The 25,377-nt window shown below is 68.1% G+C and carries 22 protein-coding genes; 13 read left to right on the top strand and 9 right to left on the bottom strand.

Annotated elements, in window-relative coordinates; translation table 11 throughout:
- Window positions 1–120 precede the first annotated feature (120 nt).
- Complete coding sequence (locus HV793_RS11390; protein ID WP_082401186.1) at window positions 121–1,104, top strand: Bug family tripartite tricarboxylate transporter substrate binding protein; 984 nt, start codon at window positions 121–123, stop codon at window positions 1,102–1,104.
- A gap of 86 nt (window positions 1,105–1,190) precedes the next feature.
- Complete coding sequence (locus tag HV793_RS11395; RefSeq protein ID WP_041653427.1) at window positions 1,191–1,784, top strand: nitroreductase family protein; 594 nt, start codon at window positions 1,191–1,193, stop codon at window positions 1,782–1,784.
- 60 nt (window positions 1,785–1,844) lie between these two features.
- Here HV793_RS11395 and HV793_RS11400 read toward each other — a convergent pair whose 3' ends face one another.
- A complete protein-coding gene (locus HV793_RS11400) occupies window positions 1,845–2,171 on the bottom strand; it encodes a hypothetical protein (protein WP_119449127.1) in 327 nt (108 codons plus the stop codon).
- A gap of 144 nt (window positions 2,172–2,315) precedes the next feature.
- Here HV793_RS11400 and HV793_RS11405 point away from each other — a divergent pair, with 144 nt between their 5' ends.
- The 7 genes from HV793_RS11405 to lpdA all read left to right on the top strand — a co-directional run bounded on the left by HV793_RS11405 (window position 2,316) and on the right by lpdA (window position 11,440).
- Window positions 2,316–2,825: a sigma-70 family RNA polymerase sigma factor gene (locus HV793_RS11405; RefSeq protein ID WP_175213190.1), complete on the top strand. Its 510-nt coding sequence runs from the start codon at window positions 2,316–2,318 to the stop codon at window positions 2,823–2,825.
- Window positions 2,822–3,793 (top strand): FecR family protein, encoded by a 972-nt coding sequence (locus HV793_RS11410; RefSeq protein ID WP_175213191.1) that lies wholly within the window; start codon window positions 2,822–2,824, stop codon window positions 3,791–3,793. Before HV793_RS11405 ends, HV793_RS11410 begins: the two co-directional genes overlap by 4 nt.
- A 61-nt stretch (window positions 3,794–3,854) precedes the next feature.
- Window positions 3,855–6,251: a TonB-dependent siderophore receptor gene (locus HV793_RS11415; RefSeq protein ID WP_175213192.1), complete on the top strand. Its 2,397-nt coding sequence runs from the start codon at window positions 3,855–3,857 to the stop codon at window positions 6,249–6,251.
- A gap of 172 nt (window positions 6,252–6,423) precedes the next feature.
- A complete protein-coding gene (locus HV793_RS11420; protein WP_175213193.1) occupies window positions 6,424–7,656 on the top strand; it encodes a 3-methyl-2-oxobutanoate dehydrogenase (2-methylpropanoyl-transferring) subunit alpha in 1,233 nt (410 codons plus the stop codon).
- 2 nt (window positions 7,657–7,658) lie between these two features.
- Window positions 7,659–8,702, top strand: a complete 1,044-nt coding sequence (locus tag HV793_RS11425) for an alpha-ketoacid dehydrogenase subunit beta (RefSeq protein ID WP_054456573.1) — start codon at window positions 7,659–7,661, stop codon at window positions 8,700–8,702.
- Window positions 8,703–8,705: 3 nt separating this feature from the next.
- Window positions 8,706–10,034 carry a dihydrolipoamide acetyltransferase family protein gene (locus tag HV793_RS11430; protein ID WP_175213194.1) on the top strand — a complete coding sequence of 443 codons (1,329 nt, stop codon included), beginning with the start codon at window positions 8,706–8,708 and terminating at the stop codon, window positions 10,032–10,034.
- A 2-nt stretch (window positions 10,035–10,036) separates the two neighbouring features.
- A complete protein-coding gene (lpdA, locus tag HV793_RS11435; RefSeq protein ID WP_119449133.1) occupies window positions 10,037–11,440 on the top strand; it encodes a dihydrolipoyl dehydrogenase in 1,404 nt (467 codons plus the stop codon).
- A 53-nt stretch (window positions 11,441–11,493) separates the two neighbouring features.
- Here the strand turns inward: lpdA and HV793_RS11440 are convergent, their stop codons facing one another.
- Window positions 11,494–12,381 (bottom strand): LysR substrate-binding domain-containing protein, encoded by an 888-nt coding sequence (locus HV793_RS11440; protein WP_244958633.1) that lies wholly within the window; start codon window positions 12,379–12,381, stop codon window positions 11,494–11,496.
- A gap of 113 nt (window positions 12,382–12,494) precedes the next feature.
- Here HV793_RS11440 and HV793_RS11445 point away from each other — a divergent pair, with 113 nt between their 5' ends.
- Together HV793_RS11445 and HV793_RS11450 are read left to right on the top strand one after the other, a co-directional pair.
- Window positions 12,495–13,778, top strand: coding sequence for an amidase (locus HV793_RS11445; RefSeq protein WP_175213196.1), 1,284 nt, complete (start codon window positions 12,495–12,497; stop codon window positions 13,776–13,778).
- A gap of 1 nt (window position 13,779) precedes the next feature.
- On the top strand, window positions 13,780–14,757 hold the full coding sequence (locus HV793_RS11450) for a Bug family tripartite tricarboxylate transporter substrate binding protein (protein ID WP_175213197.1): 978 nt from the start codon (window positions 13,780–13,782) through the stop codon (window positions 14,755–14,757).
- 3 nt (window positions 14,758–14,760) lie between these two features.
- Here HV793_RS11450 and HV793_RS11455 read toward each other — a convergent pair whose 3' ends face one another.
- On the bottom strand, window positions 14,761–16,770 hold the full coding sequence (locus tag HV793_RS11455) for a PEP/pyruvate-binding domain-containing protein (RefSeq protein WP_175213198.1): 2,010 nt from the start codon (window positions 16,768–16,770) through the stop codon (window positions 14,761–14,763).
- A gap of 431 nt (window positions 16,771–17,201) precedes the next feature.
- Here HV793_RS11455 and HV793_RS11460 point away from each other — a divergent pair, with 431 nt between their 5' ends.
- On the top strand, window positions 17,202–18,128 hold the full coding sequence (locus tag HV793_RS11460; RefSeq protein WP_054456579.1) for a DODA-type extradiol aromatic ring-opening family dioxygenase: 927 nt from the start codon (window positions 17,202–17,204) through the stop codon (window positions 18,126–18,128).
- 16 nt (window positions 18,129–18,144) lie between these two features.
- Complete coding sequence (locus tag HV793_RS11465) at window positions 18,145–18,963, top strand: DODA-type extradiol aromatic ring-opening family dioxygenase (protein WP_175182094.1); 819 nt, start codon at window positions 18,145–18,147, stop codon at window positions 18,961–18,963.
- A 61-nt stretch (window positions 18,964–19,024) separates the two neighbouring features.
- Here the strand turns inward: HV793_RS11465 and HV793_RS11470 are convergent, their stop codons facing one another.
- From HV793_RS11470 to HV793_RS11495, 6 genes are read right to left on the bottom strand one after another with little or no spacing between them, the layout of a single operon-like run.
- Window positions 19,025–20,578 (bottom strand): fumarate hydratase, encoded by a 1,554-nt coding sequence (locus tag HV793_RS11470; RefSeq protein ID WP_175213199.1) that lies wholly within the window; start codon window positions 20,576–20,578, stop codon window positions 19,025–19,027.
- A gap of 38 nt (window positions 20,579–20,616) precedes the next feature.
- Window positions 20,617–21,969: an MFS transporter gene (locus tag HV793_RS11475; RefSeq protein WP_054456581.1), complete on the bottom strand. Its 1,353-nt coding sequence runs from the start codon at window positions 21,967–21,969 to the stop codon at window positions 20,617–20,619.
- A gap of 53 nt (window positions 21,970–22,022) precedes the next feature.
- Window positions 22,023–22,691 carry a maleylacetoacetate isomerase gene (gene maiA, locus HV793_RS11480; protein ID WP_054456582.1) on the bottom strand — a complete coding sequence of 223 codons (669 nt, stop codon included), beginning with the start codon at window positions 22,689–22,691 and terminating at the stop codon, window positions 22,023–22,025.
- A gap of 12 nt (window positions 22,692–22,703) precedes the next feature.
- Window positions 22,704–23,738: a fumarylacetoacetate hydrolase family protein gene (locus tag HV793_RS11485; RefSeq protein ID WP_175213200.1), complete on the bottom strand. Its 1,035-nt coding sequence runs from the start codon at window positions 23,736–23,738 to the stop codon at window positions 22,704–22,706.
- 56 nt (window positions 23,739–23,794) lie between these two features.
- The gene (locus HV793_RS11490; RefSeq protein WP_175213201.1) at window positions 23,795–24,754 is read right to left on the bottom strand and encodes an MBL fold metallo-hydrolase; all 960 of its coding nucleotides are present in this window, start codon (window positions 24,752–24,754) and stop codon (window positions 23,795–23,797) included.
- Between the two features lie 32 nt (window positions 24,755–24,786).
- Window positions 24,787–25,368 carry a VOC family protein gene (locus tag HV793_RS11495; protein WP_054456847.1) on the bottom strand — a complete coding sequence of 194 codons (582 nt, stop codon included), beginning with the start codon at window positions 25,366–25,368 and terminating at the stop codon, window positions 24,787–24,789.
- Window positions 25,369–25,377: the final 9 nt, after the last annotated feature.

The raw sequence follows: 25,377 nt of genomic DNA on the forward strand, positions 1-25,377 counted from the left end.
CGGCCCGGGGAGGCTTGCGTCCTGAATTCGCCGCGGACCGGATCAACCCGGCCACCGATCCCACCGGGGACGGCCTGGCCATAGACCGCGCAGCAGAAGCGCGGCGACGAGGAGACAGACATGAAAGCGGTTTATCTGAGGGCAGGCCTGGCTGGCTTGGCGGCGTGGCTGTGCGCGGCGCCGCTGCACGCGCAGGGGGCGTACCCAAGCCAGCCGGTGCGCATCGTGGTGGGCTACGCCGCCGGCGGCACCACGGACATCCTGGCGCGGGCGCTGGGCGAGCAGTTGAGCAAGGAGCTCAAGCAGCCCGTCATCATCGAGAACAAGGCCGGCGCCGCCGGCAACATCGCCGCGGCCTCCGTGCAGCAAGCCGCGCCGGATGGCTACACCTTGTTCATGGCGACCGTGTCCAGCCATGGCATCAATCCGGTCGTGTACAAGAAATCGCTGGGCTACGACCCGGTGGGCGGCTTCACGCCGGTCAGCATGATCGCGTCCATCCCGCTGGTGCTGGTGGCCAATCCCAAGCTGCCCGTGGCGTCGGTGGCCGACCTGGTCAAGCTGGCGCGCGAGAAACCGGGCGACCTGAACTATTCCTCCAGCGGCAATGGCTCGCCAGTGCACGTGGCCGGCGCCATGTTCGCCTCGGAGGCCAAGGTGCAGATCCAGCACGTGCCGTACCGCGGCGGGTCGCTGGCCAATTCCTCGGTCATGAGCGGCGAGACCCAGTTCAGCTTCGCCACCTTGCCGGCAGCCTTGCCGCAGGTTCGCGCGGGCGCGCTGCGCGCCCTGGCCGTGACCACCCGCGACCGTTCGGCCGAACTGCCCGATGTGCCCACGGTGGCGGAGGACCCGATGTTCAAGGGCTACGAGATCAACACCTGGAATGCGTTGATGGCGCCCAAGGGCACGCCCGATGCGGTGGTGGCGGTGCTGAACCAGGCGGTGGCGCGCTCGCTGGCCGTGCCGGCCTTGCAGACCCGCTTCAAGGGCGAGGGCGCCACGCCCGGCGCCAGCAGCCCGGCCGAGCTGGGCCAGTTCGTCAACGCGGAGCTGACGCGCTGGGCGGGGGTCATCAAAGAGGTCGGCATCCAGATCGAATGACCTCTGGCGGTCCGGGGGGATGACGGCCTGGGGCGGCGGAGTGGCGTAATATGAATTGTGTTTCTTTCTCATTGACGCCCGATCCGATGACCACGACCCAGACCGCCACCCCGCTGCACGCCCTGAATACCCGCCGTTCCTTCAAGTTCCTCCGCGCCCCGGCGCCCAAGCCCGAGGAACTCGAACAGATCCTGCAGGCGGCGATGTCGGCGCCCGACCATGGCGCCTTGCGCCCGTGGCGTTTCGTGGTGATCCAGGGCGAGGCCATCGGCAAGCTGGCCGATCTGGCGTTGGACGCCGTCAAGCGCAGCGGCGATCCGCGCATGACGCCGGAAAAGGAAAAGTCGGTGCGCGAATGGATGGCCGGCGTGCCGCTCTTCGTCGCGGTGGCGCAGAAGATTGCGCACGACAACACCAAGATCCCGGAGCAGGAACAACTGCTGGCCACCGGCGCCGCCACCATGAACCTCCTGAACGCCGTGCACATGCTGGGCTACGGCGCGTTCTGGAGCACCGGCATCGGCACCTACGTCGAAGACGTGCAGAACGCGCTGGGCCTGGACGCGCTGGACTACCGTTTCCTGGGCTTTCTGGCCATCGGCACCCCGGCTTGCGCCGTACCGCCGGCCAACCGCCCGGACTACCGCGAATTCGTCACGGAGTGGACCGGTCCGGTCTGAGTCTGCCGCCCTGGATGAAGCAAACCGGCCCATGGCCGGTTTTTTTATGGCATCTCCGGCTTAGCGCCGGCCCGGGATCGGCCGGAATGCGGCGCGCACGAGCTTCTCCAGGCCCCAGCCCGCGAAGTAGAAGAGGGCCAGCGTGGGCAGCCCGATCAGCAGATAGCCGCCGACCCAGGACAGGTCTCCCAGCAGGCGGTCCAGGTTCAGTTCATGCAGCAGCGCCAGTTGCGGCGCCAGCGGCAACTGCAGCAGCACGAAACGCCCCTTGTCATCGCCGTCGGCCGAGAGCGCGCCGGCAACGCAGAGGATGACGATGGCGAGGTACAGCGCGGCGAAGACGATGCCGGTCCAGCTGAACCATCTTGAGGCTGTCGATCCGGGCACGTGGCTTTCCAGGGAATCAGGGACGGCAAGTATAGAGCGCTCCAAGCCTGGGATGGGGCAGGCGGGGCGCATGCCGCGCTTGCGTGGCGGGGAATAAATAACAATAATTCTTATTTTTATTGACCCGCTACCGCGCCTTCCCCCATGTCCCATTCTGCGCAGCCGACGCAGCCTACCGCCGCCCAGCTGTACGAGGCCCATCATCCATGGTTGCAGGAATGGCTGCGCCGCCGGCTGGGCTGCCGCCACGATGCGGCCGACCTGGCGCACGACACCTTCGTGCGGGTGCTGACCGGCAGTCGGGTCGAGGTCATCCGGGAACCGCGCGCCTTCCTGACCACGCTGGCACAGCGCACGCTGTACACCTTCTGGCGTCGCCGCGAACTCGAGCGGGCCTATCTCGACAGCCTTGAACTGCTGCCGCAGGCTCATGCGCCCAGCGAGGAACAACGCGCGCTGGCGGTCGAGGCCCTGATGCAGATAGACCGCGCCCTGCAGCGCCTGCCGGCGCGCACGCGCCAGGTCTTTCTGCTGAGCCAGCTGGAAGAACTCACGTATCCGCAGATTGCCGAGCGCCTTGGCGTGTCGGGCATCACCGTCAGGCGCTGCATGAAACAGGCCGTCACGCTCTGCGTCGCGGCGCGCCTGGCATGAGCGGGCCCACGCTGCCGGTGGACCTGGAGGCCGCGGTCGACTGGATGGTGCTGTTGTCGTCGGGCGTGGCTGGCGACGCCGACCGTGCCGGCTTCGACGCCTGGCGCCGCGCCGACCCGCGCCACGCAGCCGCCTGGGAGACGGTCGCTGCGGCGTTGAAGAACACGTTCGCGCCGTTACCGGACGGGGTCCCGGCGCGCGCCGCAGGAGCCGCCCTGGCTACCGCGCCGGCGCGGCGTCGGGCCTTGCGCAACGCATTGGGGCTGGCATTGGCGGCCGGGGGCCTGGCTGTCCTGGTCGACCGGCAGACGCCATTGCGCACGTTGGCCGCCGATATGCATAGCGGCACCGCCGAGCGCAGCACGCACACATTGCCGGACGGCAGCCTGCTGACCCTGAACGCCCGCTCCGCGGTGGACCTGGAATTTGGCGGCCGCGCCCGCGTGCTGCGGCTGCGGGCCGGCGCGGTGTACGTGCGGGTGGCGGCCGATGCTGCACGGCCGTTCATCGTCGCCAGTCCCGATGGCGAGGTGCAAGCCCTGGGCACGGTGTTCGGGGTGGCGCGCGATGAGCGGGGCAGCATCGCCAGCGTGATTGAACACAGTGTCGAAGTGCGCGCGGCCGGCCAGCGGCGGGTCCTGGCGGCGGGCGAGGGCGCGCGTTTCGGCGCGGATGGCGTCGGCGCGCCGGACGCCGCGCTGGCCGAGGCTGCAGCCTGGCGGGACGGCATGCTGGTGGTGCGCGACCGGTCGCTGGGCGAGGTGGTGTCGGCCTTGCGGCCGTACCGGCGCGGTTTCCTGCGTATCACGCCCGAAGCCGCCCGGCTGCGGGTGCTGGGGGCCTTTCCCCTGGACGACACCGATCAGGTGCTGGAGTCCTTGCGCCAGACCTTGCCGATCGAGGTGCGCGCGCTGACCGGCTGGCTGGTCAGCATCGACCTGCGCAGCCCGTCAGTCGAAAAAAAATGATCGCTTGCGCCGGGTCCGCTGGACATACCTCCTGAAGCACACACTTGCAGCAGGAGATTCCATGTTCCCCGTTCGTTCCGCGCCGCGCCTGGCGGCCGCGTTCCTCATTGCCCTGGCGGTGCCGGCCGGCACCGCCCAGGCGCAATCCAGCACCCAGGCGGGCGCATCCGCCGCGCTGCGCTACGACCTGCCGGCTGCGCCGCTGGCCGACACCTTGACCCGCATCGCGCGCCAGAGCGGCCGTGCCGTGTCGGTCGAGCCGGCGCTGGTGGCGGGTCGCCAGGCCCCCGCCGTGGTCGGCGTCTACACCGCCGAACAGGCCTTGCGGCTGGCCCTGATGGGTAGCGGGCTGGAGCTGCGGATCACCGCCAACGGCACCTTCAGCGCGCAACCCCTGCCGCAGGGCGGCGCGGCCATGCTGGAGCCCGTGCGCGTGACCGCCGCGGCCGAATCGCCCACCGGCCACGTCGACGGTTACGTGGCCCTGCGCAGCATGGCCGGCGCCAAGACCGACACGCCGCTGATCGAGACGCCGCAATCGGTGTCGGTGGTCACCAGCGACCAGATCCGCGTCGTCAAGGCCGCCAGCGTCGCCGACGCGCTGGGCTACACGCCGGGTGTGGCGGCCCAGTCGCCGGCTTTCAGCCGCATGGTGGACGACCTGATGTTGCGCGGCTTCAACGTGGCCACCGGCAATTCGGGCCTGCTGCGCGATGGACTCAAGCTGCAGTCCAACGTCTACGATGGCGGCCAGGAACCCTATGGACTGGAACGTGTCGAGGTGTTGCGCGGCGCGGCCTCGGTGCTGTATGGCCAGCTCACGCCGGGCGGGGTGGTCAACACCGTCAGCAAACGCCCGACCACCGAGCCCCTGCGCGAACTGAATCTTGAGACCGGCAGCTACGCCCGCAGGCAGGTGTCGGGCGATTTCGCTGGCGCGCTGACGGAAGATGGCACCTGGTCCTATCGCCTGACCGGCCTGGCGCGCAACGCCGACAATTGGGTCGATCACGTGCCCGACGATCGCACCTACCTGGCGCCGGCCCTGAGCTGGCGGCCCAACGCGGCGACCTCGCTGACGCTGCTGGCCAGCTACCAGCGCATCCGCACGCGTTTCGCGGCTCCGATGCCGGCGGCCAACACCTTGAACGGCCAAATCCCGCGCGACCTGTTCATCGGAGAACCGGACTTCGATCGCTATGACACTGACACCTACACCGCCGGCTACGTGTTCGAGCACGCCTTCAACGAGCGCGTCAAGCTGCGCCAGAGCGCGCGCTACTTCACCGCTTACGGCGAGTGGGACTATCTGTCGTTCGGTGGCCTGCAACCCAATGGCACTACGCTGCGGCGCGGGGTTGTGAGCCGAACCGAGAACTCGTATGGCATCGCCGCCGACACCTCGCTGGAATTCAAGCTGGAGGGGGGCGGGTTGCAGCACACGGTGCTGGCAGGCCTGGACTATTACCGCAGCAACTACGACACCAGCCGCCACTCGGGCACGGTGGCGCCCTTGGGCGACATCTATCATCCCGTCTATGGCGCGGTGCCGGTGGTGAACACCGCGCGCAACAACGGCTTCGTGACGCGTTCGAACGGCATCGGCTTCTACCTGCAGGACCAGATCAAGATCCATGACCAGTGGGTGGTGGTGCTGGGCGGGCGCCAGGACTGGGCCGATACGGACCAGCGCAGCCATGCCAGCGGCGCCGCCACCCGGCAGCGGGACACGGCCACCACCGGGCGGGTCGGCCTGGTGTACCTCGCGCCGGCGGGCCTGGCGCCTTATGTGAGCGTGAGCCAGTCTTTCGCGCCCACCGTGGGCATGGACCGCGCCGATAATGCCTTCAAGCCGACCAAGGGCGTGCAGTACGAATTGGGTCTGCGCTACGAGCCGCCTGGCAGCGACATGCTATACAGCGCTGCCGTCTATGACCTGACGCAGACCAACGCCCTGACCGCCGATCCGGTGGATCCGACCTATTCGGTGCAGACCGGCAAGGCGCGCTCGCGCGGCCTGGAACTGGAGGCCAAGGCGCGGCTGGGGGCGCTGAACCTGACCGCGAGCTATGCCTACACCGATGCGCGCACCATCCGCAGCACCTTGCCCGAACTGGTCGGCCAGCGCACCACGCTGGTGCCGCTGCATAGCGCCGCGGTGTGGGCCGACTACAACCTGACGGCGGCGGGCGTGCCCGGGCTGACCCTGGGCGCCGGCGTGCGCTACGCCAGTTCGACCAATCTGCCGGGCTATCCCGCGGAGGTGCCGGGCCAGTTCCTGGTGGACGCGATGGCCGCGTACGACTTCGGCGCGGTCTCGCCCCAGTTCAGCGGCCTGTCCTTGACCGTGAACGCGCGCAACCTGTTCAACCGTGGTTACCTGTCGTGCGCCGGCGCCACCGGTTGCCGCTACGGCGATCCGCGCACGCTCTACGCGACTCTCAGCTACCGCTGGTAGCGAGGCCCGGCGCGGCCCCTGTCTCGGGGCTGCGCCCTGTGCTACTCTGGCTGCCGGTCGTGCATGTTCATCCCTTTGCACCGGCCGACGATGGCAATGTCCGAGGTCACCCCCTTGGGCAGTGTCTTGGTAAGAAGAATGCGCATGACACGATCAAGCGTGGAGACAATACATGAGCCAATATGGGCCGTTGAAGTTGCACGTCCCGGAGCCTACAGGGCGCCCGGGTTGCAAGACCGATTTTTCCTACCTGCACCTGTCGCCGCCCGGCGATGTGCCCAAACCCCCCATTGATGTTGCCGCGGTCGATACCGGCGGACTGGCCTACAGCCTGGTCCGGGTGATCGCGGACGACGGCAGCGCCGTCGGACCGTGGGCGCCGCAACTCAGCCACGAGCAGCTGCGCGCGGGCATGCGCAACATGCTGAAGACGCGTCTGTTCGATGCGCGCATGCTGACCGCCCAGCGCAAGAAGAAGATCTCGTTCTACATGCAGAGCCTGGGCGAAGAGGCCATCGGCACGGCCCACGCCATGGCGCTGGAGCAGGGCGACATGTGCTTCCCGACCTACCGCCAGCAAAGCATCCTGCTGGCGCGCGACGCCTCGCTGGTCACCATGATGTGCCAGTTGATGTCCAACGAACGCGATCCGCTCAAGGGCCGCCAATTGCCGGTCATGTACTCCGACCGCGAACGGGGCTTTTTCAGCATCTCGGGCAACCTGGCCACGCAATTCATCCAGGCGGTGGGCTGGGGCATGGCCTCGGCCATCAAGGGTGACACCCGCATCGCCTCCGGCTGGATCGGCGACGGCGCCACCGCCGAGGCCGACTTCCACACCGCGCTGACCTTCGCCCACGTCTACCGCGCGCCGGTCATCCTGAACGTGGTCAACAACCAGTGGGCCATCTCCACCTTCCAGGCGATCGCCGGCGGCGAGGGTGCGACCTTCGCGGGCCGCGGCGTGGGCTGCGGCATCGCCTCGTTGCGGGTGGACGGGAACGATTTCCTGGCGGTCTACTCCGCCTCGCGCTGGGCCGCCGAACGCGCCCGCAGCAATCTGGGACCGACCCTGATCGAATGGGTGACCTACCGCGCCGGGCCGCACTCCACGTCCGACGATCCCTCCAAGTACCGCCCCGGCGACGACTGGAGCCACTTCCCGCTGGGCGATCCGATCGCGCGCTTCAAGAAGCACCTGATCTCGCTGGGCATCTGGTCCGACGAAGAGCATGAAGCCGTCAAGGCCGAGCTCGACGCCGAGATCCTGGCGGCGCAGAAGGAAGCGGAAAGCTACGGCACCCTGGTGGACGGCCACGTTCCCAGCGCCGCCAGCATCTTTGAAGACGTGTACAAGGACATGCCGGAGCATCTGCGCCGGCAGCGTCAGCAGCTCGGAGTCTGATCATGGCTATCGATAACAACGCTGGTCCGGCCTCCGCGCCGATGACCATGATCCAGGCTTTGCGCTCGGCCATGGATGTGATGCTGGAGCGCGACAACAACGTGGTGGTGTTCGGGCAGGACGTCGGCTATTTCGGCGGTGTGTTCCGCTGCACCGAAGGCCTGCAGACCAAGTACGGCAGCTCGCGTGTGTTCGACACGCCCATCTCCGAAGGCGGCATCGTCGGCGTGGCGGTGGGCATGGGCGCCTACGGCCTGCGTCCCGTCTGCGAGATCCAGTTCGCCGATTATTTCTATCCCGCTTCGGACCAGATCGTGTCCGAGGCCGCGCGCCTGCGCTACCGCTCGGTCAACGAATTCGTCGCGCCCATGACCATCCGCATGCCTTGCGGCGGCGGCATCTACGGCGGCCAGACGCACAGCCAGAGCCCCGAGGCCATGTTCACGCAGGTCTGCGGGCTGCGCACGGTGATGCCGTCCAACCCGTACGACGCCAAGGGCCTGCTGATCGCGGCCATCGAGAACGACGACCCGGTCATCTTCCTGGAGCCCAAGCGGCTCTACAACGGCCCGTTCGACGGCCACCATGACCGGCCCGTCACGCCCTGGACCGGACGGCCGGGCAGCGTGGTGCCCACCGGCTACTACACCGTGCCGCTGGATACAGCAGCCATCGTGCGCCCCGGCAACGCGCTGACCGTGCTGACCTACGGCACCACCGTGCACGTGTCGCTGACGGCCGCCGAGGAAACCGGCATCGACGCCGAGATCATCGACCTGCGCAGCCTGTGGCCGCTGGACCTGGACGCCATCGTCAACTCGGTCAAGAAGACCGGCCGCTGCGTGGTGGTGCACGAAGCCACGCGCACCTGCGGCTTCGGCGCCGAGCTGATTTCGCTGGTGCAGGAACACTGCTTCCATCATCTGGAGGCGCCCGTGGAGCGCGTGACCGGCTGGGATACGCCGTATCCCCACGCGCAGGAATGGGCGTACTTCCCCGGCCCGCGCCGGGTCGGCGAAGCGTTCAAGCGCGCGATGGAGGGTTGAGAGATGGGTATTCATGTCATCAAGATGCCCGACATCGGCGAAGGCATCGCGGAAGTGGAACTGGTCGCCTGGCACGTGAAGATCGGCGACATGGTGGCCGAGGACCAGCCGCTGGCCGACGTCATGACGGACAAGGCCACGGTCGAGATTCCCGCGCCGGTGGTCGGCCGCGTGGTCGCGCTGGGCGGGGACGTGGGCCAGGTCATGGCGGTGGGCGGCGAACTGATCCGCCTGGAGGTCGAAGGCGAGGGCAACCTGAAGCCGGGCGCCGATGCGCCGCCGGCCAAGGCGGCTGCGGCTCCAGCTGCGGCACAGCCTGCCGCCGCAGCGCCTGCGCCGCAGCCCGCGCCAGCGCCGAAGGCTGAGCCTGCCGCACCCGCGAAACCGGCCGCGCCGCCCGCTGCGCCGGCCAAGCCCGCGCGCCAGGCGTCCGCCGCTGTCGCGCGCCAGCCCGGCGACAAACCGCTGGCCTCGCCGGCGGTGCGCAAGCGCGCCTGGGACCTGGGCATCGAACTGCGCTACGTGCACGGCAGCGGCCCGGCAGGCCGGATCCTGCACGAAGACCTGGACGCCTATCTGCAAGGCCAGGGCGGGGGCGCTCAAGCCCGCGGCGGCGTGGCCTACGCCGAGCGTAACGACGAGGAAAACGTGCCGGTCATCGGCCTGCGCCGCAAGATCGCGCAGAAGATGGCCGAGTCCAAGCGCCGCATTCCGCACTTCAGCTACGTCGAGGAAATCGACGTGACCGAACTGGAAGAGCTGCGCGCCAGCCTCAACCAGAAGTGGGGCGCGACGCGCGGCAAGCTCACGCTATTGCCGCTGCTGGCGCGCGCCATGGTGGTGGCGCTGCGCGATTTCCCGCAGATCAACGCGCGCTACGACGACGAGGGCGGCGTGGTCACGCGCTACGGCGCGGTCCACATCGGCATCGCCACGCAAAGCGACGGCGGCCTGATGGTGCCGGTCATGCGCCACGCCGAGGCGCGCGATCTCTGGTCCATGGCGGCCGAGATCGTCCGTCTGGCCGAGGCGGTGCGCACGGGCAGCGCCAGCCGCGACGAACTGTCGGGTTCGACCATCACCATCACTAGCCTGGGGCCTTTGGGCGGCATCGTCACCACGCCGGTGATCAACCATCCCGAGGTCGGCATCGTGGGCGTGAACCGCATCGTCGAGCGGCCCGCCATCCGCAATGGCGCCGTGGTGGCGCGCAAGCTGATGAACCTGTCGTCGTCCTTCGACCACCGCGTGGTGGACGGCATGGACGCGGCGCGCTTCATCCAGGCGGTGCGCGCGCTGCTGGAGCAACCCGCGCTGCTTTTCGTGGAGTAAGCATGAGCCAGATCACTAAGACTACGACTTTGCTGGTGATCGGCGGCGGCCCTGGCGGCTACGTCGCCGCCATCCGCGCCGGCCAGTTGGGCGTGCCGACCATTCTGGTCGAAGGCGCCCAGCTGGGCGGCACCTGCCTGAACATCGGCTGCATCCCCTCCAAGGCGCTGATCCACGCGGCCGAGGAATTCGACAAGGCGCGCCACTACGCGGGCAAGTCGGCGCTGGGTATTTCCGTGTCGGCGCCCGCCATCGACCTGGCCCAGACCGTGGCCTGGAAGGACGGCATCGTCGGCAAGCTGACCGGCGGCGTTGCTGCGTTGTTGAAGAAGAACGGCGTGGAAGTGGTGCGCGGCTGGGCCCGGCTGCTGGACGGCAAGACCGTGGAAGTGGATGGCGGCGAGTCCGGCGCCATCCGCATCCAGTGCGAGCATCTGCTGCTGGCGGCGGGCTCCGAACCGACGCCGCTGCCGTCCATGCCGTTCGGCGGCATGGTGGTGTCGTCCACCGAAGCCTTGTCGCCTTCCAGCATCCCCAAGCAATTGGTGGTGGTGGGCGGCGGCTACATCGGCCTGGAACTCGGCACCGTGTACCGCAAGCTGGGCGCCGAGGTGGCCGTGGTGGAAGCGCAGGACCGCATCCTGCCGACCTACGATGCCGAGCTCACCAAGCCGGTGGCCGCCGCCTTGGCGAAAATGGGTGTGGACCTGCACCTGGGCCGCAAGGTGCTGGGCCTGAACGGCGCCGGCAATGCGGTGCGCGTGCAGGACGCGGCGGGCGTCGAAACCCTGCTGCCGGCCGACCGCGTGCTGATCGCGGTAGGACGGCGTCCGCGCACGCAGGACTGGGGGCTGGAAAGCCTGCAGCTCGACCGCAAGGGCAACGCGCTGCGCATCGACGACCAGTGCCGCACCTCCATGCGCGACGTCTGGGCCATCGGCGACATCGCCGGCGAACCCATGCTGGCGCACCGCGCCATGGCGCAGGGCGAGATGGTGGCCGAGCTGGTTTCGGGCAAGCGCCGCCACTTCCTGCCTGCCTCGATCCCGGCGGTCTGCTTCACCGACCCCGAAGTCGTGGTGGCGGGCCTGTCGCCTGCCGAGGCGGAAAGCGCGGGACTGGACTGCCTGACGGCTTCCTTCCCCTTTGCCGCCAACGGGCGTTCGATGACGCTGGAATCCACCGACGGTTTCGTGCGCGTGGTCGCGCGCCGCGACAACCACCTGATCGTGGGCTGGCAGGCGGTGGGGCGCGGCGTGTCGGAGCTGTCGACGGCGTTCGGCCAGTCACTGGAAATGGGCGCCACGCTGGAAGACGTGGCGGGCACCATCCATGCGCATCCGACCCTGGGCGAAGCGGTGCAGGAAGCGGCGCTCAAGGCGCTGGGGCACGCGCTGCATATCTAGGCGCAAGGGAACGCCGCGCTTGCGCGGCGTTCCACCGCAAGCCCGGACAGTGCCTAGCGAGGGGTTACGGCTTGCGCCAATGCGGCGCTGAATCCTTCCACCGCAGGGTTGCCTTGGTCGCGCAACGCTGCCAACACCACCTGGGCCGTGGCTCCAGCCACATCGCGCAAAGGCAGGAAGCGCAATGAATCCGAACGCATTCGGGACAACGATTGGGGCACCAGTGCAGGGCCGACGCCGGCTTCCACCAGCGTCAGCAAGGTGGGAATGACGCTTTCCTGCGCGATTTCCGGCTTCAGCTGCGCACGCGCGTACAGCGCCTGGATCATATTGCGGAAGTACGGCGAGATGTCCTGGCGGTAGCCCACCAGGGGAAATTCCAGCAGTTCTTCCAGCGAAACATCACGCTGATGCGCCAGCGCATGATCATGGCGCAGCGCCACGCGCAGGGGCTCTTCGTAGACGACGCGGGTCACGATATCCGCATCCAGCGGATGCGGACGCATCAGCGCCACATCGACCGCGCGCGACCGCAGCGCGGGCTCCATGTCGACGGAGTTCATTTCGCGCAGATCGATGCGGACTTCGGGGTGCGCATCGCGGTAATGGCTGAGCGCCGACACCAGCGGCGAGCTTGCCGCGCTGGGCGTGATGCCTATCACCAGCGACCCGGTTTCGCCGCGGGCCGTGCGCCGCGCCTGCCGCAGCATCAGCTGGGTGTCCGCCGCGATCTTGCGCGCCCGCTCGTACATGATTTCGCCGGCGGGCGTCAATTTCACCGAGCGCGTGGTGCGCACGAACAGCGGCACGCCGACGATCGCTTCCAGTCGCTTGATCTGCTGCGTGAGGGGCGGTTGGGTCATGAACAGGCGTGCCGCCGCCCGCGCGAAGTGCAGTTCTTCCGCCAGCGTGCAGAACAGGACCAGCAAGCGACCGTCCACGAAGATTAATTCTGATTTCGACATAATTAGGGCGAAATTACATATTGGACATAGATTAGTCGAGTTCCTAAGATGCCGCATCGCTACACACCGCCGGCATTCCGGATCCGCACATGTCCCTCGCTTCCATTTCTCCGTCAGTCGCTGCCATCGCTCAAAGAGTGCGGGATGGCGAAGCGGCGGTGTTCGCGGCGGCGCGCCAGAGCCTGGCGGCCATCGCGCGGCAAGATCCGGCAATCCGCGCATGGAGCCATGTGCTGCCCGCCGTGGCGCTGGAGCAGATGGAACCGGCGCGGCACGCCGCCGGCGCGCTTGCCGGCGTGCCCATCGGCATCAAGGACGTGATCGACGTGGCCGACATGCCCACCGGTTTTGGGGCGCCTGCCTTGATTGCCGGCAATGCGGCGTTCGACGCCTGCAGCGTGGGCATGTTGCGCGCGGCGGGCGCGATTCCGGTGGGCAAAACCGTGACGGCCGAGTTTGCGTTCAGGACGCCGGGCCCCACCCGCAATCCGCATGCGCTGGCGCACACGCCTGGCGGCTCCTCGAGCGGTTCCGCGGCCGCGGTGGCGGCCGGCATGGTGCCAGCCGCGCTGGGCACGCAGACCGGAGGTTCGATGATCCGCCCGGCGGCGTATTGCGGAGTGGTGGGATTCAAACCGAGCGCCGGGCGCGTGTTCCGGGACGGCATGAAGCTCACCTGCGAATCGCTGGACACCATAGGCTGGTACGCGAATAGCGTGGCGGACGCCCAGCTCATCGCGGACGTGCTCGTGGGCGGCGCGCACGCGCCCGTACCGTCCGGCCGCCAACTGACCGTCGCGGTGCAATTGAACAATCCGAAAGCCGGATTGTGTGCCGAGAGCCATGCCGAGATCGATCGCGCCCGTGCGGTGCTGGCCGCGCATGGCGTGCAGTGCGTGCCAGTGCAAGCCGAGCGCGAGACGGCGCTTTTGCTGCAGGCGCACGATGTGATCATGCACTACGAGTTCGCGCGCAGTCTGGGGCCGGTGGTGGAACGCCGGGGTCATGCCTTGAGCGGCGTCTTGCGCCAGGCGGTGGCGCGTGGCTTGGCCATCGGGGCAGGGGAGTACCACGAGATGCTCGGGATTCAGGCCGCGCTGCGCCACGGCTGGGGCGCGCTTTATGGCGGCGCCGACCTGGTGCTTACGCCCAGCACGCCGGGTCCGGCGCCCCTTGGGCTGGAGCACACCGGCGACGCTTCATACAACAAGATCTGGTCGGTGCTGGGGTGGCCTTGCCTGCACCTGCCGACCGGATTCAGCCGCGCGGGACTGCCCATGGGCATGCAATTGGTCGGCGATCTGGGCAAGGACCTGGCCTTGCTCGCCGTCGGCCGGGATTTACATCATCTGCTGAAACAGCAAGGGGAATGAAATGGGATTCAAGAAACTGAGGCAGGGCGTGCTGGCCCTGTGCGCCGCCGCGGCGGTGACGGGATTGGGGCAGGCGCATGCCGCTTTTCCCGACCGTCCGATCAATGTCGTCGTGCCCACTGCGGCCGGCGGCACGGTGGATATCGTTGCGCGCATCATGGCGGAAAAACTCGGCGCCGAACTGGGACAGCCGGTGGTCGTCATCAACAAGCCCGGCGCTGGCGGCGTCGTGGGCACGCAGGCGTTCCTGCGCGAGCCGCAGGATGGCTACACCGTGCTGTTCACGGCGAACAGCAATCAGCTGATCGTGCCTTGGGTCTACAAAGACGCGAAGTTCGATCCCATCAAGGACTTCGCGCCGATCGCCGCAGTGGGTGAAGTGCCCAACGTGCTGTGCGTGAACCCGGCCTTTCCCGCGAAGGACATGAAGGAATTCATTGCCTTGATCAAGGCCAATCCGGAGAAGTACCAGTACGCCTCGGCCGGGGCGGGAACCTTGAACCATTTGCTGGGCGTCATGCTGGACCAGATGGGCGGGCTGCGCATGCAGCACATCCCCTATCGGGGCGTGTCGCCAGCCATGGCGGATGTGATGGGCAATCAGGTGCCGATGCTGTTCGCCAGCCTGCCCTCGGCCGTGGAAGGCATCAAGGCCGGCAAGCTGCGCGCGCTGGGCGTCAGCAGCGAAAAGCGCAACGCCTTGCTGCCCGACGTCCCTGCCATCAACGAAGCCATACCGGGATTCCGCGGCGACCTGTGGGTGGCGTTCTATGGCGCAAAGGAAGCGCCCAGCGCGGCGACCGACACCTTGCATCTGGCCATCCGCAAAGTCCTGGCCGACCAGGCGCTGCAACAGAAGTTCGACCAGCTGGGGGTCACCATGATGCACGACGGCCCGGCCGAGCTGGCGGCGCGGCAGCAGGCCGAGTACATGCAGTGGAAGCAGGTCGTGCAGGCCTCGGGAGCGAGTCCGGATTAAGGCCTAACGGCTGCCGTCGATATACGGCCGGGCCTGCAGGATCAGGATGTTGTCGCCCTGCACGGCCCATTCGATATCCTGGTCCGCGCCGCCCAGGCGCTGCTTGACCTGGCTGCCTACCGCGGCCAGGCGCGCCACCAGGGCATCGTTCAACACCTGGCGCGCGCCCTCGATCGGCACTTCGCGCACGCCGCCCGCTGCGTCGGCTACCAACTGGGTGTCCTCGGCTGAGCGGGTCAGTACCTGCACTGCCTTGGACCAGCTGGAGTACATCAGCTGTTCGGCCTGCCGCTTGCCTTCCACCACCTTGATGCCCAGGCCGCGCTTGGCCGAGATGTAGGTGACGTAGCGGCGCGAGGCGTCGAAGGGATCGCGGGTGATCATGACGCCCGAGCTGTCAGACGCGGCGGCCTGTTGCACCAGCACCGCCATCACCACACCGTCCTGGCCGATGCCGGCCGCGCGCCGGGCTTCGTAGGCTTCGTAGTTGTAGACCGAGGCCCACACGGTCTGCACGGCTTGCGCCAGCGCGTCGGCCTGCGTCACGTTGGGTACGGTGGTGTAGAGCCCGGCGCCGCTGAATCCCGGCAGGTCTTCGGAGTTGGACGAGCTGCGCACGAATACGCCGCGGCCCTGCAACTGCTTTTGCCAGCGTTCGCGCCAGGCCGCGGCCAAGGCCGGATCGGGCTGGGCCTGGATGATGTCCTGGCGCAGCGCGGCCAGTTCGGCGCGGCGCACGTTGGCATCGCTGGCGAAGTCCGCCCGCTGTTCCAGCGCGGCGATGCGTTGCGGCACGCGCAGCTGCGCCATGAATGCCGCGTACTGTGCGAAGGGGATGCAGAAGCCGTCCGGCACGGTGGCCGCGGGTGGCAGCGCCGACTTCAGCGCGCCCAGGTTGGCCGCCTTCACGCCGCAATGGCGGCTGTCGCGTGTGACCATGCCGGAGAGCGGCTTGATTGCCTTCACCGTCAGGTCGGGCTTGGGTAGCGGCCGCGCGGCCTTGGGCGGCGGCGCGGTTTCAGGCTTGGCGATGCGCTGCACCTGATAGGCATTATTGGTGACGGTCAGCTCGACCCACTGGCCGTCGTGCTCGCGCAGCGTCGCCACGGCATCGCGCACATAGGCATTGGGAATGCGCCAGCCTTTGGCCAGCAGATTGACATGGGACAGCAGGGTGGAGGGCCGTTGCGTGACCAGGCCGGCCACGGGCGGCAGCGCGACCGGGACCTCGTCCAGCACCAGGATGTCGGTCGGCGCCAGATCCGGCGTGTCGTCCACCGAGGCCACGATGCGTAGCCGGCCCTGGGCCTGACCCGTGTTCAGCGGCAGGAAGGTCTGTTCGCGCAGCAGCGATTCCTGCGTCACGGCCTTCAGGCCGGCGTTTTGCGCGAGCTGTTCATGCAGCGTGGAATTGGCCTTGAAGCGCACCGGTTGGTAGAAGCTGGCCTGCAGTTTCTCCTCGGTCAGCTGCAGCAGTTCCGGAGTGAGCCGGTCGCCTTCCCAGAATTCATAGGTGTAGCCGGGCAGGTCGCGCTGCCAGCTCAGGGTGCCGAACAGCAGACGCCGCTGCGGGTCCTTGTACTGGGCGATCAGCGTGGCTTTGTCGTCGGCGGGCAAGAGGCGACGTTCACGTGCGAAGTTCTCGTGCAGCGAGTAGCGCGGTGTGTTGAGGTAGTAGATCTTGCCGCCCTGTTTCCGGTCGATCACGAACAGCACGTGGGGGATCTCCAACGGCGTGCCGGGGTTGTAGACCCGGGCCAACTGCAGGAATTCGGCCTGGGTCTGGATTTTCCCCAGAAAGGCCGGGCCCGCCTTTTTGGCGTCTTCCGCTGGCTGCGCCGCGCGCTCGTCGGGAGTCAACGGCCGCGAGTTCTCGTAGGGCGAAGGCTTGCGGGCAGTCTGCGCCTGGACGGACGGACCGAAGCCGGCGGCTGCCCCGGCCAATGCGGCCAGGACGATCAGGCGGGTCAGGTGGCGGGAGGAAAGGCGGCGGCGGGCGGGTGATGGACGCATGGACGGGCGGGCGGGGCGCAGGGAGCCGCGATGATATCGGAGTGGCGCGGGCGGTTGTTTCTGGATGTGGCCAACTATGCGTTGACGTTGCTGCCGGACGAAAAATACCCAATTTCAGTGATATGCATGGGGCCAAAGATGGCGTGTAATGCCGCCCAAGGCTATATCGCGCCCGCCGGCGCCGCGAGAAACCGGCCATCTCCGCACGCGATGATGGAAACGGTTTTTTCGTAGGGTCTTTTCAAAGGAGCAGCTATCACTGCTCCTTTTTTTCGTGGCCGCTCGGGGAAACTCCCTATCTTCTGAGGACGCGCCGCCCGTTGACAGCGGCCTTGCACGAATCGATACTTGAATCAAGTACGTATACGTACAAAATGACAGGCGTCGCATCGGCCTAACGGGTTCCCACTGCTCTCGCAAAGGAGTAAGCAATGAAGGACGGCGAAATTCTTTCCGGATTCCTGGCTCCCCACCCGCCGCACCTGGTGTACGGCGAGAACCCGCCGCAGAACGAGCCGCGCTCGCGCGGCGGCTGGGAAAGCCTGCGCTGGGCCTACGACCACGTGCGAGAGAGCATCGAACGCCTGCAGCCCGACGTGCTGCTGGTGCATTCGCCGCACTGGATCACCCAGGTGGGCCACCATTTCCTGGGCGTGCCGCGCCTGGCGGGCCGCTCGGTCGATCCGATCTTTCCCGACCTGTTCCGCTACGACTTCGGCATGGACGTGGACGTGGAACTGGCCGAAGCCTGTTGCGAGGAAGGCAGCAAGCTGGGCCTGGTCACCAAGATGATGCGCAATCCGAAGTTCAGGGTGGACTACGGCACCATCACCACGCTGCACATGGTGCGGCCGCAATGGGACATCCCGGTGGTGGGGCTGTCGGCGAACAACACGCCGTACTACCTCGACACCCAGGAAGGGCAGAAGGAAATGGACCTGCTGGGCCGGGCCACGCGCGAAGCCATACGCAAGAGCGGGCGGCGCGCGGTCCTGCTGGCCAGCAATACGCTGTCGCACTGGCATTTCCACGAGCAGCCCGAGGTGCCCGAGGACATGTCCAAGGAGCATCCGGCGCGTTACGACGGCTATCTGTGGGACATCCGCATGATCGAACTGATGCGCAAGGGCAGGATGGGCGAGGTGTTCGAACTCCTGCCCCAGTTCATCGACGAAGCCTTCGCTGAAGTGAAATCCGGCGCGTTCACCTGGATGCACGCGGCCATGGGCTATCCGCAGCTGGCGGGCAAGTTCCATGGCTACGGCACCGTGATCGGCACCGGCAACGCGGTGATGGAATGGAATCTGCAGGAGGCCGGGCTGTCCCGCCTTGAAGCCCCCGCTGGCGTTACGGCCTAGCCGTTGGAGACATGCCATGACCCTCGTTTCCGCATTTCTCGTTCCCGGCAGCCCGCTGCCGCAGTTGCGCAGCGACGTGGCGCCCTGGGGGCGGCTGCATCAGGCGCTGCGCGCGGCCGGCGAGTCGCTCGCCGCTTCCCGGCCCGACGTGGTGCTGGTGTATTCGACGCAGTGGATGGCGGTGCTGGACCAGCTGTGGATCACCCGCGCGCGCAGCACCGGTGTGCACGTGGACGAGAACTGGCACGAGTACGGCGAGCTGCCCTTTGACATCGCCAGCGACACGGGCTTGGCAGAAGCCTGCGTGCAGGGCTGCCGCGACGCCGGCATCCATGCGCGCGGCGTGGACTACGACCAGTTTCCCATCGATACGGGCACCATCACGGTCAGCACGCTGATGGGCTTCGGCACCGACAAGCTGCCCGTGACGCTGGCGGCCAATAACCTGTATCACGACAACGCGCAGACGGAGCAGCTCAGCCGCATCGCCTTGCAGGCGGCCGCGGCCCAGGGCAAGCGGGCGGCGGTCATCGGCATAGGCGGCCTGTCCAACACCATGTTCCGCGAGCCTGTGGCGCCGGAATCCGACCGCTTGATCTCCCAGACCGACGACGACTGGAACCGCCGCATGCTGGCGCTGCTGGAAAGCGGCGACGCCGGAAAACTGCGTGAACTCATGCCCGAGTACGCCGGGCAGGCCAAGGCGGAGATGGGCTTCAAGCACATGTCCTGGCTGCTGGGCGCGTTGGGCGACCGGTTCCGTGGCGCCAATGTGCTGGAATATGCGCCGCTTTATGGCAGCGGCGGAGCCGTGGTGGAATTCAAGCTGGATTGAACACGCGCCGAGCCGTGGCGCATACCGCGCGGCGCCTTCGAGGGGGCGCCAATCCCCGTGGTCAGGCAGCGCCCGCCAGCGCCACCGGTATCTCCCTGGCCCCCGCCGTGCGGCGCCATTGCGCCGGCCCGGACACATGCAGGTTGCCGCCCTCCGCGTCCACCGCCACGGTCACGGGCATGTCCGTGACTTCGAATTCGTGGATCGCTTCCATGCCCAGGTCCTCGAACGCGACCACCCGGGCGCTGCGGATGGCGCGGGAGACGAGATAGGCCGCGCCGCCCACGGCGATCAGGTAGGCCGCCCGGTGGCGTCGGATTGACTCGACCGCCTGCGGGCCGCGCTCGGCCTTGCCTATCATCGTCAGCAGTCCCGTGCGCTCCAGCATCATGTCGGTGTAGCCGTCCATACGCGTGGACGTGGTCGGGCCGGCAGGGCCGACGGCCTCGTCGCGCACGGCGTCCACCGGGCCCACGTAGTAGATGGCGCGGCCGCGGAAGTCGGCGGGCAGGGGCTCGCCGCGGGCCAGCATTTCGCGGATGCGCTGGTGCGCGGCATCGCGTCCGGTCAGCATGCGGCCGTTTAGCAGCAAGGTTTCGCCGGCGCGCCAGGACCCGACCTCCTCGCGGGTGAGAGTGTCCAGGTTCACGCGCCGACCGGCGCTGGATCCGCGCCCGGGTCCCAGGTCGGGCCAGAGATCCAGCGAGGGCGGGGCCAGGTGCGCGGGGCCGGATCCGTCCAGCACGAAGCTTGCATGGCGCGTGGCCGCGCAATTGGGGATCAGCGCGATGGGCTTGGCGGCCGCGTGCGTGGGGTAGGTCTTGATCTTCACGTCCAGTACCGTGGTGAGGCCGCCCAGGCCCTGCGCGCCCACGCCCAGCGCGTTGACGCGCTCGTGCAGTTCCAGCCGCAGCGCGTCCTCGGGCTCCAGTGTTTCGCCGCGCTGCGCCCGCGCCTGCAGTTCGTGCATGTCCAGCGGCTGCATCAGGCTTTCCTTGGCCAGCAGCACCGCTTTTTCGGCGGTGCCGCCCACGCCTATGCCCAGCATGCCGGGCGGGCACCAGCCGGCGCCCATGGCGGGAATCTGCGCCAGCACCCAGTCGACGACGCTGTCGGCCGGGTTCAGCATGGCCAGCCGCGCCTTGTTTTCCGAGCCGCCGCCCTTGGCCGCGACAGTGACGGCCACGCTTGCGCCCGGCACGATGCGTGTGTTGATAACGGCGGGCGTGTTGTCGCGGGTATTGCCGCGGCTGAACAGCGGGTCCGCCACCACCGAGGCCCGCAGCGGATTGTCCGGGTCCAGGTAGGCGCGCCGCACGCCGGCGTTGACGGCGTCTTCCAGGCTACCGGTAAAGCCCTCCCAGCGCACGTCCATACCGACCTCCAGGAAGACGTTGACGATGCCGGTGTCCTGGCAGATCGGCCGCTTACCGATGGCGGCCATGCGCGAGCTGGCCAGGATCTGAGCCATGGCGTCGCGCGCTGGCGCGCTGGCTTCGCGTTCATAGGCGCGGGCCAGGTGCGCGATGTAATCGGCCGGATGGTAATGGCTGATGTACTGCAGCGCGCTGGCGATGGATTCGATCAGGTCGTCCTGGCGGATGAAGGTGCTCATGGCGTGCGAGGGCAGGTGACTTTGGCAGAGGATCAAGTTCAATCGGCGTGCAGCGTGACGCCGGGCCGGTCCTTGACCAGGCTCACGGCGACGAACGACACCACGGCCATGGCGATGACGTAGACGCCTACGTGCCAGGACTGTCCGGTGGCGGTGATGATGGACTGCGCGATCATCGCGGCGAAGGCGCCGCCCAGGATGGAGCCCAGCGCGTAGCCTGCCGACACGCCCGAGTAGCGCACGTCGGCCGGGAACATCTCGGCGTACAGCGCGGCCTGCGGGCCGTAGGTCAGGCCCAGCGGCACCGACAGCACGGCCAGGGCGAAGGCGAATTGCATGACGTCGCCGGAGTCGACGAAGGACCACATCGGTATGGCCCACAGCGCCAGCAGCACGTAGCCGAGCTGGAAGGTGCGCACGCGGCCGATGCGGTCGCCCAGCCAGCCGCCCAGCAACGTGGTGCCCAGCCAGCAGGCCGCGGCCAGCGTGCAGATCATCAGCACCTGCTGTGGCGGCATGCGCAGCGCCCGGCTGCCGTAGCTGATGAAGAAGCCGACCAGCAGGTAACCCGCCGTGCTGTTGCCCACGAAGATCAGCGTGGTCAGCAGGATCTGGCGCGGATGTTTGCGCAACAGCGTGCCCAGCGGCGCCGAGGAATGGCTGCGGCGCGACTGCATCTCCAGGAACACCGGCGATTCCTCGACTGCGCGGCGGATGAAGACGCCGACAATGATGAGCGCGATGGACAGCAGGAAAGACACGCGCCAACCCCAGGCCATGAAGTTGTCGGGGCCGACCAGGGAGGTAATGCACCACAGCACGCCGGTGGCGACGATCATGCCCAGCGGTACGCCGATCTGGGGGAAGGCGCCGAACAGCGAACGCCGGTCGCGCGGCGCGTGCTCGACCGCCATGAGCGCCGCGCCGCCCCATTCGCCGCCGGCGGAGAACCCTTGCAGCACGCGCAGCGTCACCAGCATCACCGGCGCCCAGATGCCGATCTGCGCGTAGGTGGGCAGCACGCCGATCAGCGCGGTGGACACGCCCATCAGGATCAGCGTGGCCGCCAGCACCCGCTTGCGGCCGTAGCGGTCACCCAGGTGGCCGCAGACGATGGCGCCCAGCGGCCGGAACAGGAAGGCCACGCCCACCGTCGCGAAGGACAGGATCAGCGACAGCTCGGGATTTTCCTTGGCGAATGGCGCGAAGAACAGCGAACCCAGCACCAATCCCGCGGCTTGGACGTAGATGAAGTAGTCGTACCACTCGATGGCCGAGCCGACCAGGGTGGCGGCCAGTACCTTGCGGTCGTCGGCGCTGACCAGCGGGCCGGATGCGGCCCGGCGGGCGGAAGCGACGGCGGCGCCGTCGGCGGGAATTTCTGTCTGCATGGTTGTCTCCGTGGGGGAATGCGGCGGTTCAGCTTCTTATTGGGAGGCGTTGCCTAGGCCGCGGCGCTCTGCGGCGCGTCGGGCTGGTTTTCCGGACGGGCCGCTACGAACGCGGGCAGGCTGGCGCAGGCCTGGACGATGGCGCGGACCCGTTCGAAGGGCGTCAGGTCCGCGCCGTAGCGCAAGGCGTTGTAGACCTGCGGGATCAGATAGCACTCGACCAGCGTGGGCGCGGCGCCCAGCGCGTAGCCGCCGTCCTGCGCCACGGGCAGCGCCGCCTCGAAGGCCTGGAAGCCCTCGGCGCACCAGTGGCGGTACCAGTCCTGGATCTCTTCGTCATCCGCGCCGAACTGGGCGCGCAGGCGCTTGAGCGCGCGCAGGTTGTTGAGCGGATGCATTTCGCAGGCGATCAGTTGCGCCAGCGCGCGGGCCTGCGCGCGCAGCGCCGGATCGGCCGGCAGCAGCGGCGCGCCGGGATGCCGCTCGTCCAGGTACTCGATGATGGCCAGCGACTGCTGCAGGCGCAGGCCGTCGATTTCCAGCATGGGCACCAGGCCGAAGGGCGCGAGCGAGCGGTAGGCGGGCTGCTGGTGCTCGCCCTTGACCATGTGCCAGGTGACCTGCCGGTAAGGCAGGCCTTTCAAGGCCAGGGCGATGCGGACCCGGTAGGCCGCGGAACTGCGCCAGTAGCTGTGCAGGGTGAGGGCAGGCGTATCGGCCATGGCGGTCTCCGGTCAGGCGGCGGCGGGCTCAGAAGCGTCGGCCGATACGGTGCCAGGCAAGGGGCGCGTGCCGGGAATGCACACCTGCTGGTCGATGTCGCCGAACAGGCTTGCGCCCGCGTCGTCGCGCATGCCGATGCACACACGGTCGCCATGCTTGAGGAAGGGCGTGCGCATTTCGCCGTCGCGCAACTTCTCCCGCACGCGCGCCTCGACCAGGCAACACACGCCGGCCGCGTCGCTGGCATTCGAAATGGTGCCGCTGCCCACCAGCGTGCCCGCGCCCAGGCGGCGCGTGCGGGCCGCGTGCGAGATCAGTTCGCCGAAGTGGAACTGCATTTCCTCGCCCGCCTGGGGCCGGCCGATCTGTTGGCCGTTGAGCCACACCTGCATGGCGCGGTGCAGCTTGCCGCCGCGCCAGTAGGGGGCGAGCTCATCAGGCGTGACGAGCACGGGCGACAGCGCCGAGGCGGGCTTGCCCTGCAGGAAGCCGAAGCCCTTGGACAGCTCTGGCAGCACCACGTTGCGCAGGGTCACGTCGTTGACCAGGCCCAGCAGCACGATGTGTTCGAGCGCCGTGTCGGCGTCCACGCCCAGCGGCACGTCGTCGGTCACCACCACGATCTCCGCTTCCAGGTCCACGCCCAGTTCCTCGCTGGCGGCGGTGATGTCTTCGCAGGGGCCCATGAAGTCATCCGACGCGCCCTGGTACATCAGCGGATCGGTCAGGAACGAAGGCGGCATCTCGCCGCCGCGGGCGCGGCGCGTCAGCTCCACGTGGTTCAGGTAGGCCGATGCGTCCAGCCATTGGTAGGCGCGCGGCAGGGGGGCGGCGCAGCGGGCGGGGTCGAAGGGGAGGCTGGCGCCGTCGCCGGCGTTCAACGATTCATATTCGGCCTGCAGCAGCGGCGCGGCGCGGGCCCAGTCGTCCAGCGCCTGCTGCAAGGTGGCCGCGATGTGCGGCACGGCGCGCATGCGGGTCAGGTCGCGGTTGACGATGGCCAGGACGCCGTCGCGGGCGCCGTTGGTCAGGGTGGCGAGTTTCATCTTCAGGTACTCCGTATCGGATAGGCAGGCCCGCGCTGGGGCCTTGTCGTGCGGGATCAGGCGGTGAGTTCAGCCCACATGTCGCGGTCGCGCTGGGCGGTCCAGACGCGCGGATCGGCGATGCCGCTGGCCTCGTCATAGGCGCGCGAAACATCGAAGGGAATGGCGTGTTCGTAGATGACGACGTGACCGAACTCGGGGTCCATCACGCGGCGCGTGTCCTCATAGACCTGCTTCAGGCTCTTGCCTTGCTCCACGCCCTGGCGCGCGCAGCCGTACAGCGTTTCGACCCAGCTGCGCGTGTAGCCGATGGCTTCGCGGCAGGCGGCGGGCGTGGTCAGCGCGGGGCCGCGGCCCGGCACCATCTGGCGCGGCTCCAGCGCCTGCAGGGCGTCCAGCGTGGCGGGCCAGTCGGACAAATAGGCATCGCCCGTGTACACGCCCGCGTTGAATTCCACCAGGTCGCCGGAAAAACAGATGCCCTGCGACGGAATCCAGACGATGGAGTCGCCCCGGGTGTGGCCGGCGCCCAGATGCAGCATGCGCACTTCGAGGCTGCCCAGGAACACGGTCAGTTCGCGCTCGAACACCACGGTGGGCCAGGTCAGCCCGGGTATGGTCTCGGCGGACTGGAACAGCCGCGGGAAGCGGCCGATCTCCGAGTCCATGTCGGCCTGGCCGCGTTCGACGATGAGCTCATGCGTGCCGCGGCTGGCGTACACGTTGGCCGCGCCCTCGGCGGCGAAGGCCGACGCGCCCAGCACGCGCACGGCGTGGTAGTGCGTCAGCGCCACGTGGCGGATGGGCTTGTCCGTGACGCCGCGGATCGCGCGGATCAGCGCCTGCGCCATGGCCGGCGTCGCGGTCGCGTCGACCACCATCACGCTGTCGTCGCCGATGATCACGCCCGAGTTGGGGTCGCCGTCGGCAACGTAGGCGTAGGCGTTGTCGGACAGGCGTTCGAAGGAGATCTTCTTTTCCCCCAGGTCGGCCTGGGAGGCGAAGGGTTTGCTCATGGTGTTCCTTTAATGAATGGAAAGTGGGCGGTTCAGCTGGCGTGGGCCTGGCCGCGCTGCTGGCTGCTGGTGCCGGTGGCGCCGGGCATCAGCCCGGCGGCCTTGTCGCGGGTCCAGGCGGCCAGGTCGTCATGGGCGCTGCGGCGCTTGCGGGCCACGTAGTCGTCCACGGGCAGGCGCAGGGTCAATTCGAGCCGGATGCCATTGGGGTCGAAGAAATAGATGGAGCGGATGAAGTGGTGGTCGGTCGGCCCCACCACGTCGACGCCGTGGGACAGCAGTCGCTGGCGCATCCCTTCCAACTCGGCCTCACCGCGGATTTCCATGGCGAAGTGGTTGACCCAGCGCGGCGTGGCGGGATCGGGCTGGCTCAGTCCGTTGTCGCCCAGATCGAAGAAGGCGATGTGGGAGCCATCGGCGAATTCGAAGAACAGGTGCACGAAGGGGCAGTGCTCGCCCGTGGAGGGCACGCGTTCTTCCTTGACCACGTGCACCAGCGGCAGGCCCAGGATGTCTTCGTAGAAATGCCGGGTTTCTTCCGCGTCGCGGCAACGCCAGGCGAAGTGATGCAGGCCCTGGATGGCGGGGCAGGCAGGGGGGTGTTGCAGCGTCATGGCGCCGTC

Source organism: Achromobacter aegrifaciens (assembly GCF_902859965.1).
GTDB classification, from domain to species: domain Bacteria; phylum Pseudomonadota; class Gammaproteobacteria; order Burkholderiales; family Burkholderiaceae_B; genus Achromobacter; species Achromobacter aegrifaciens.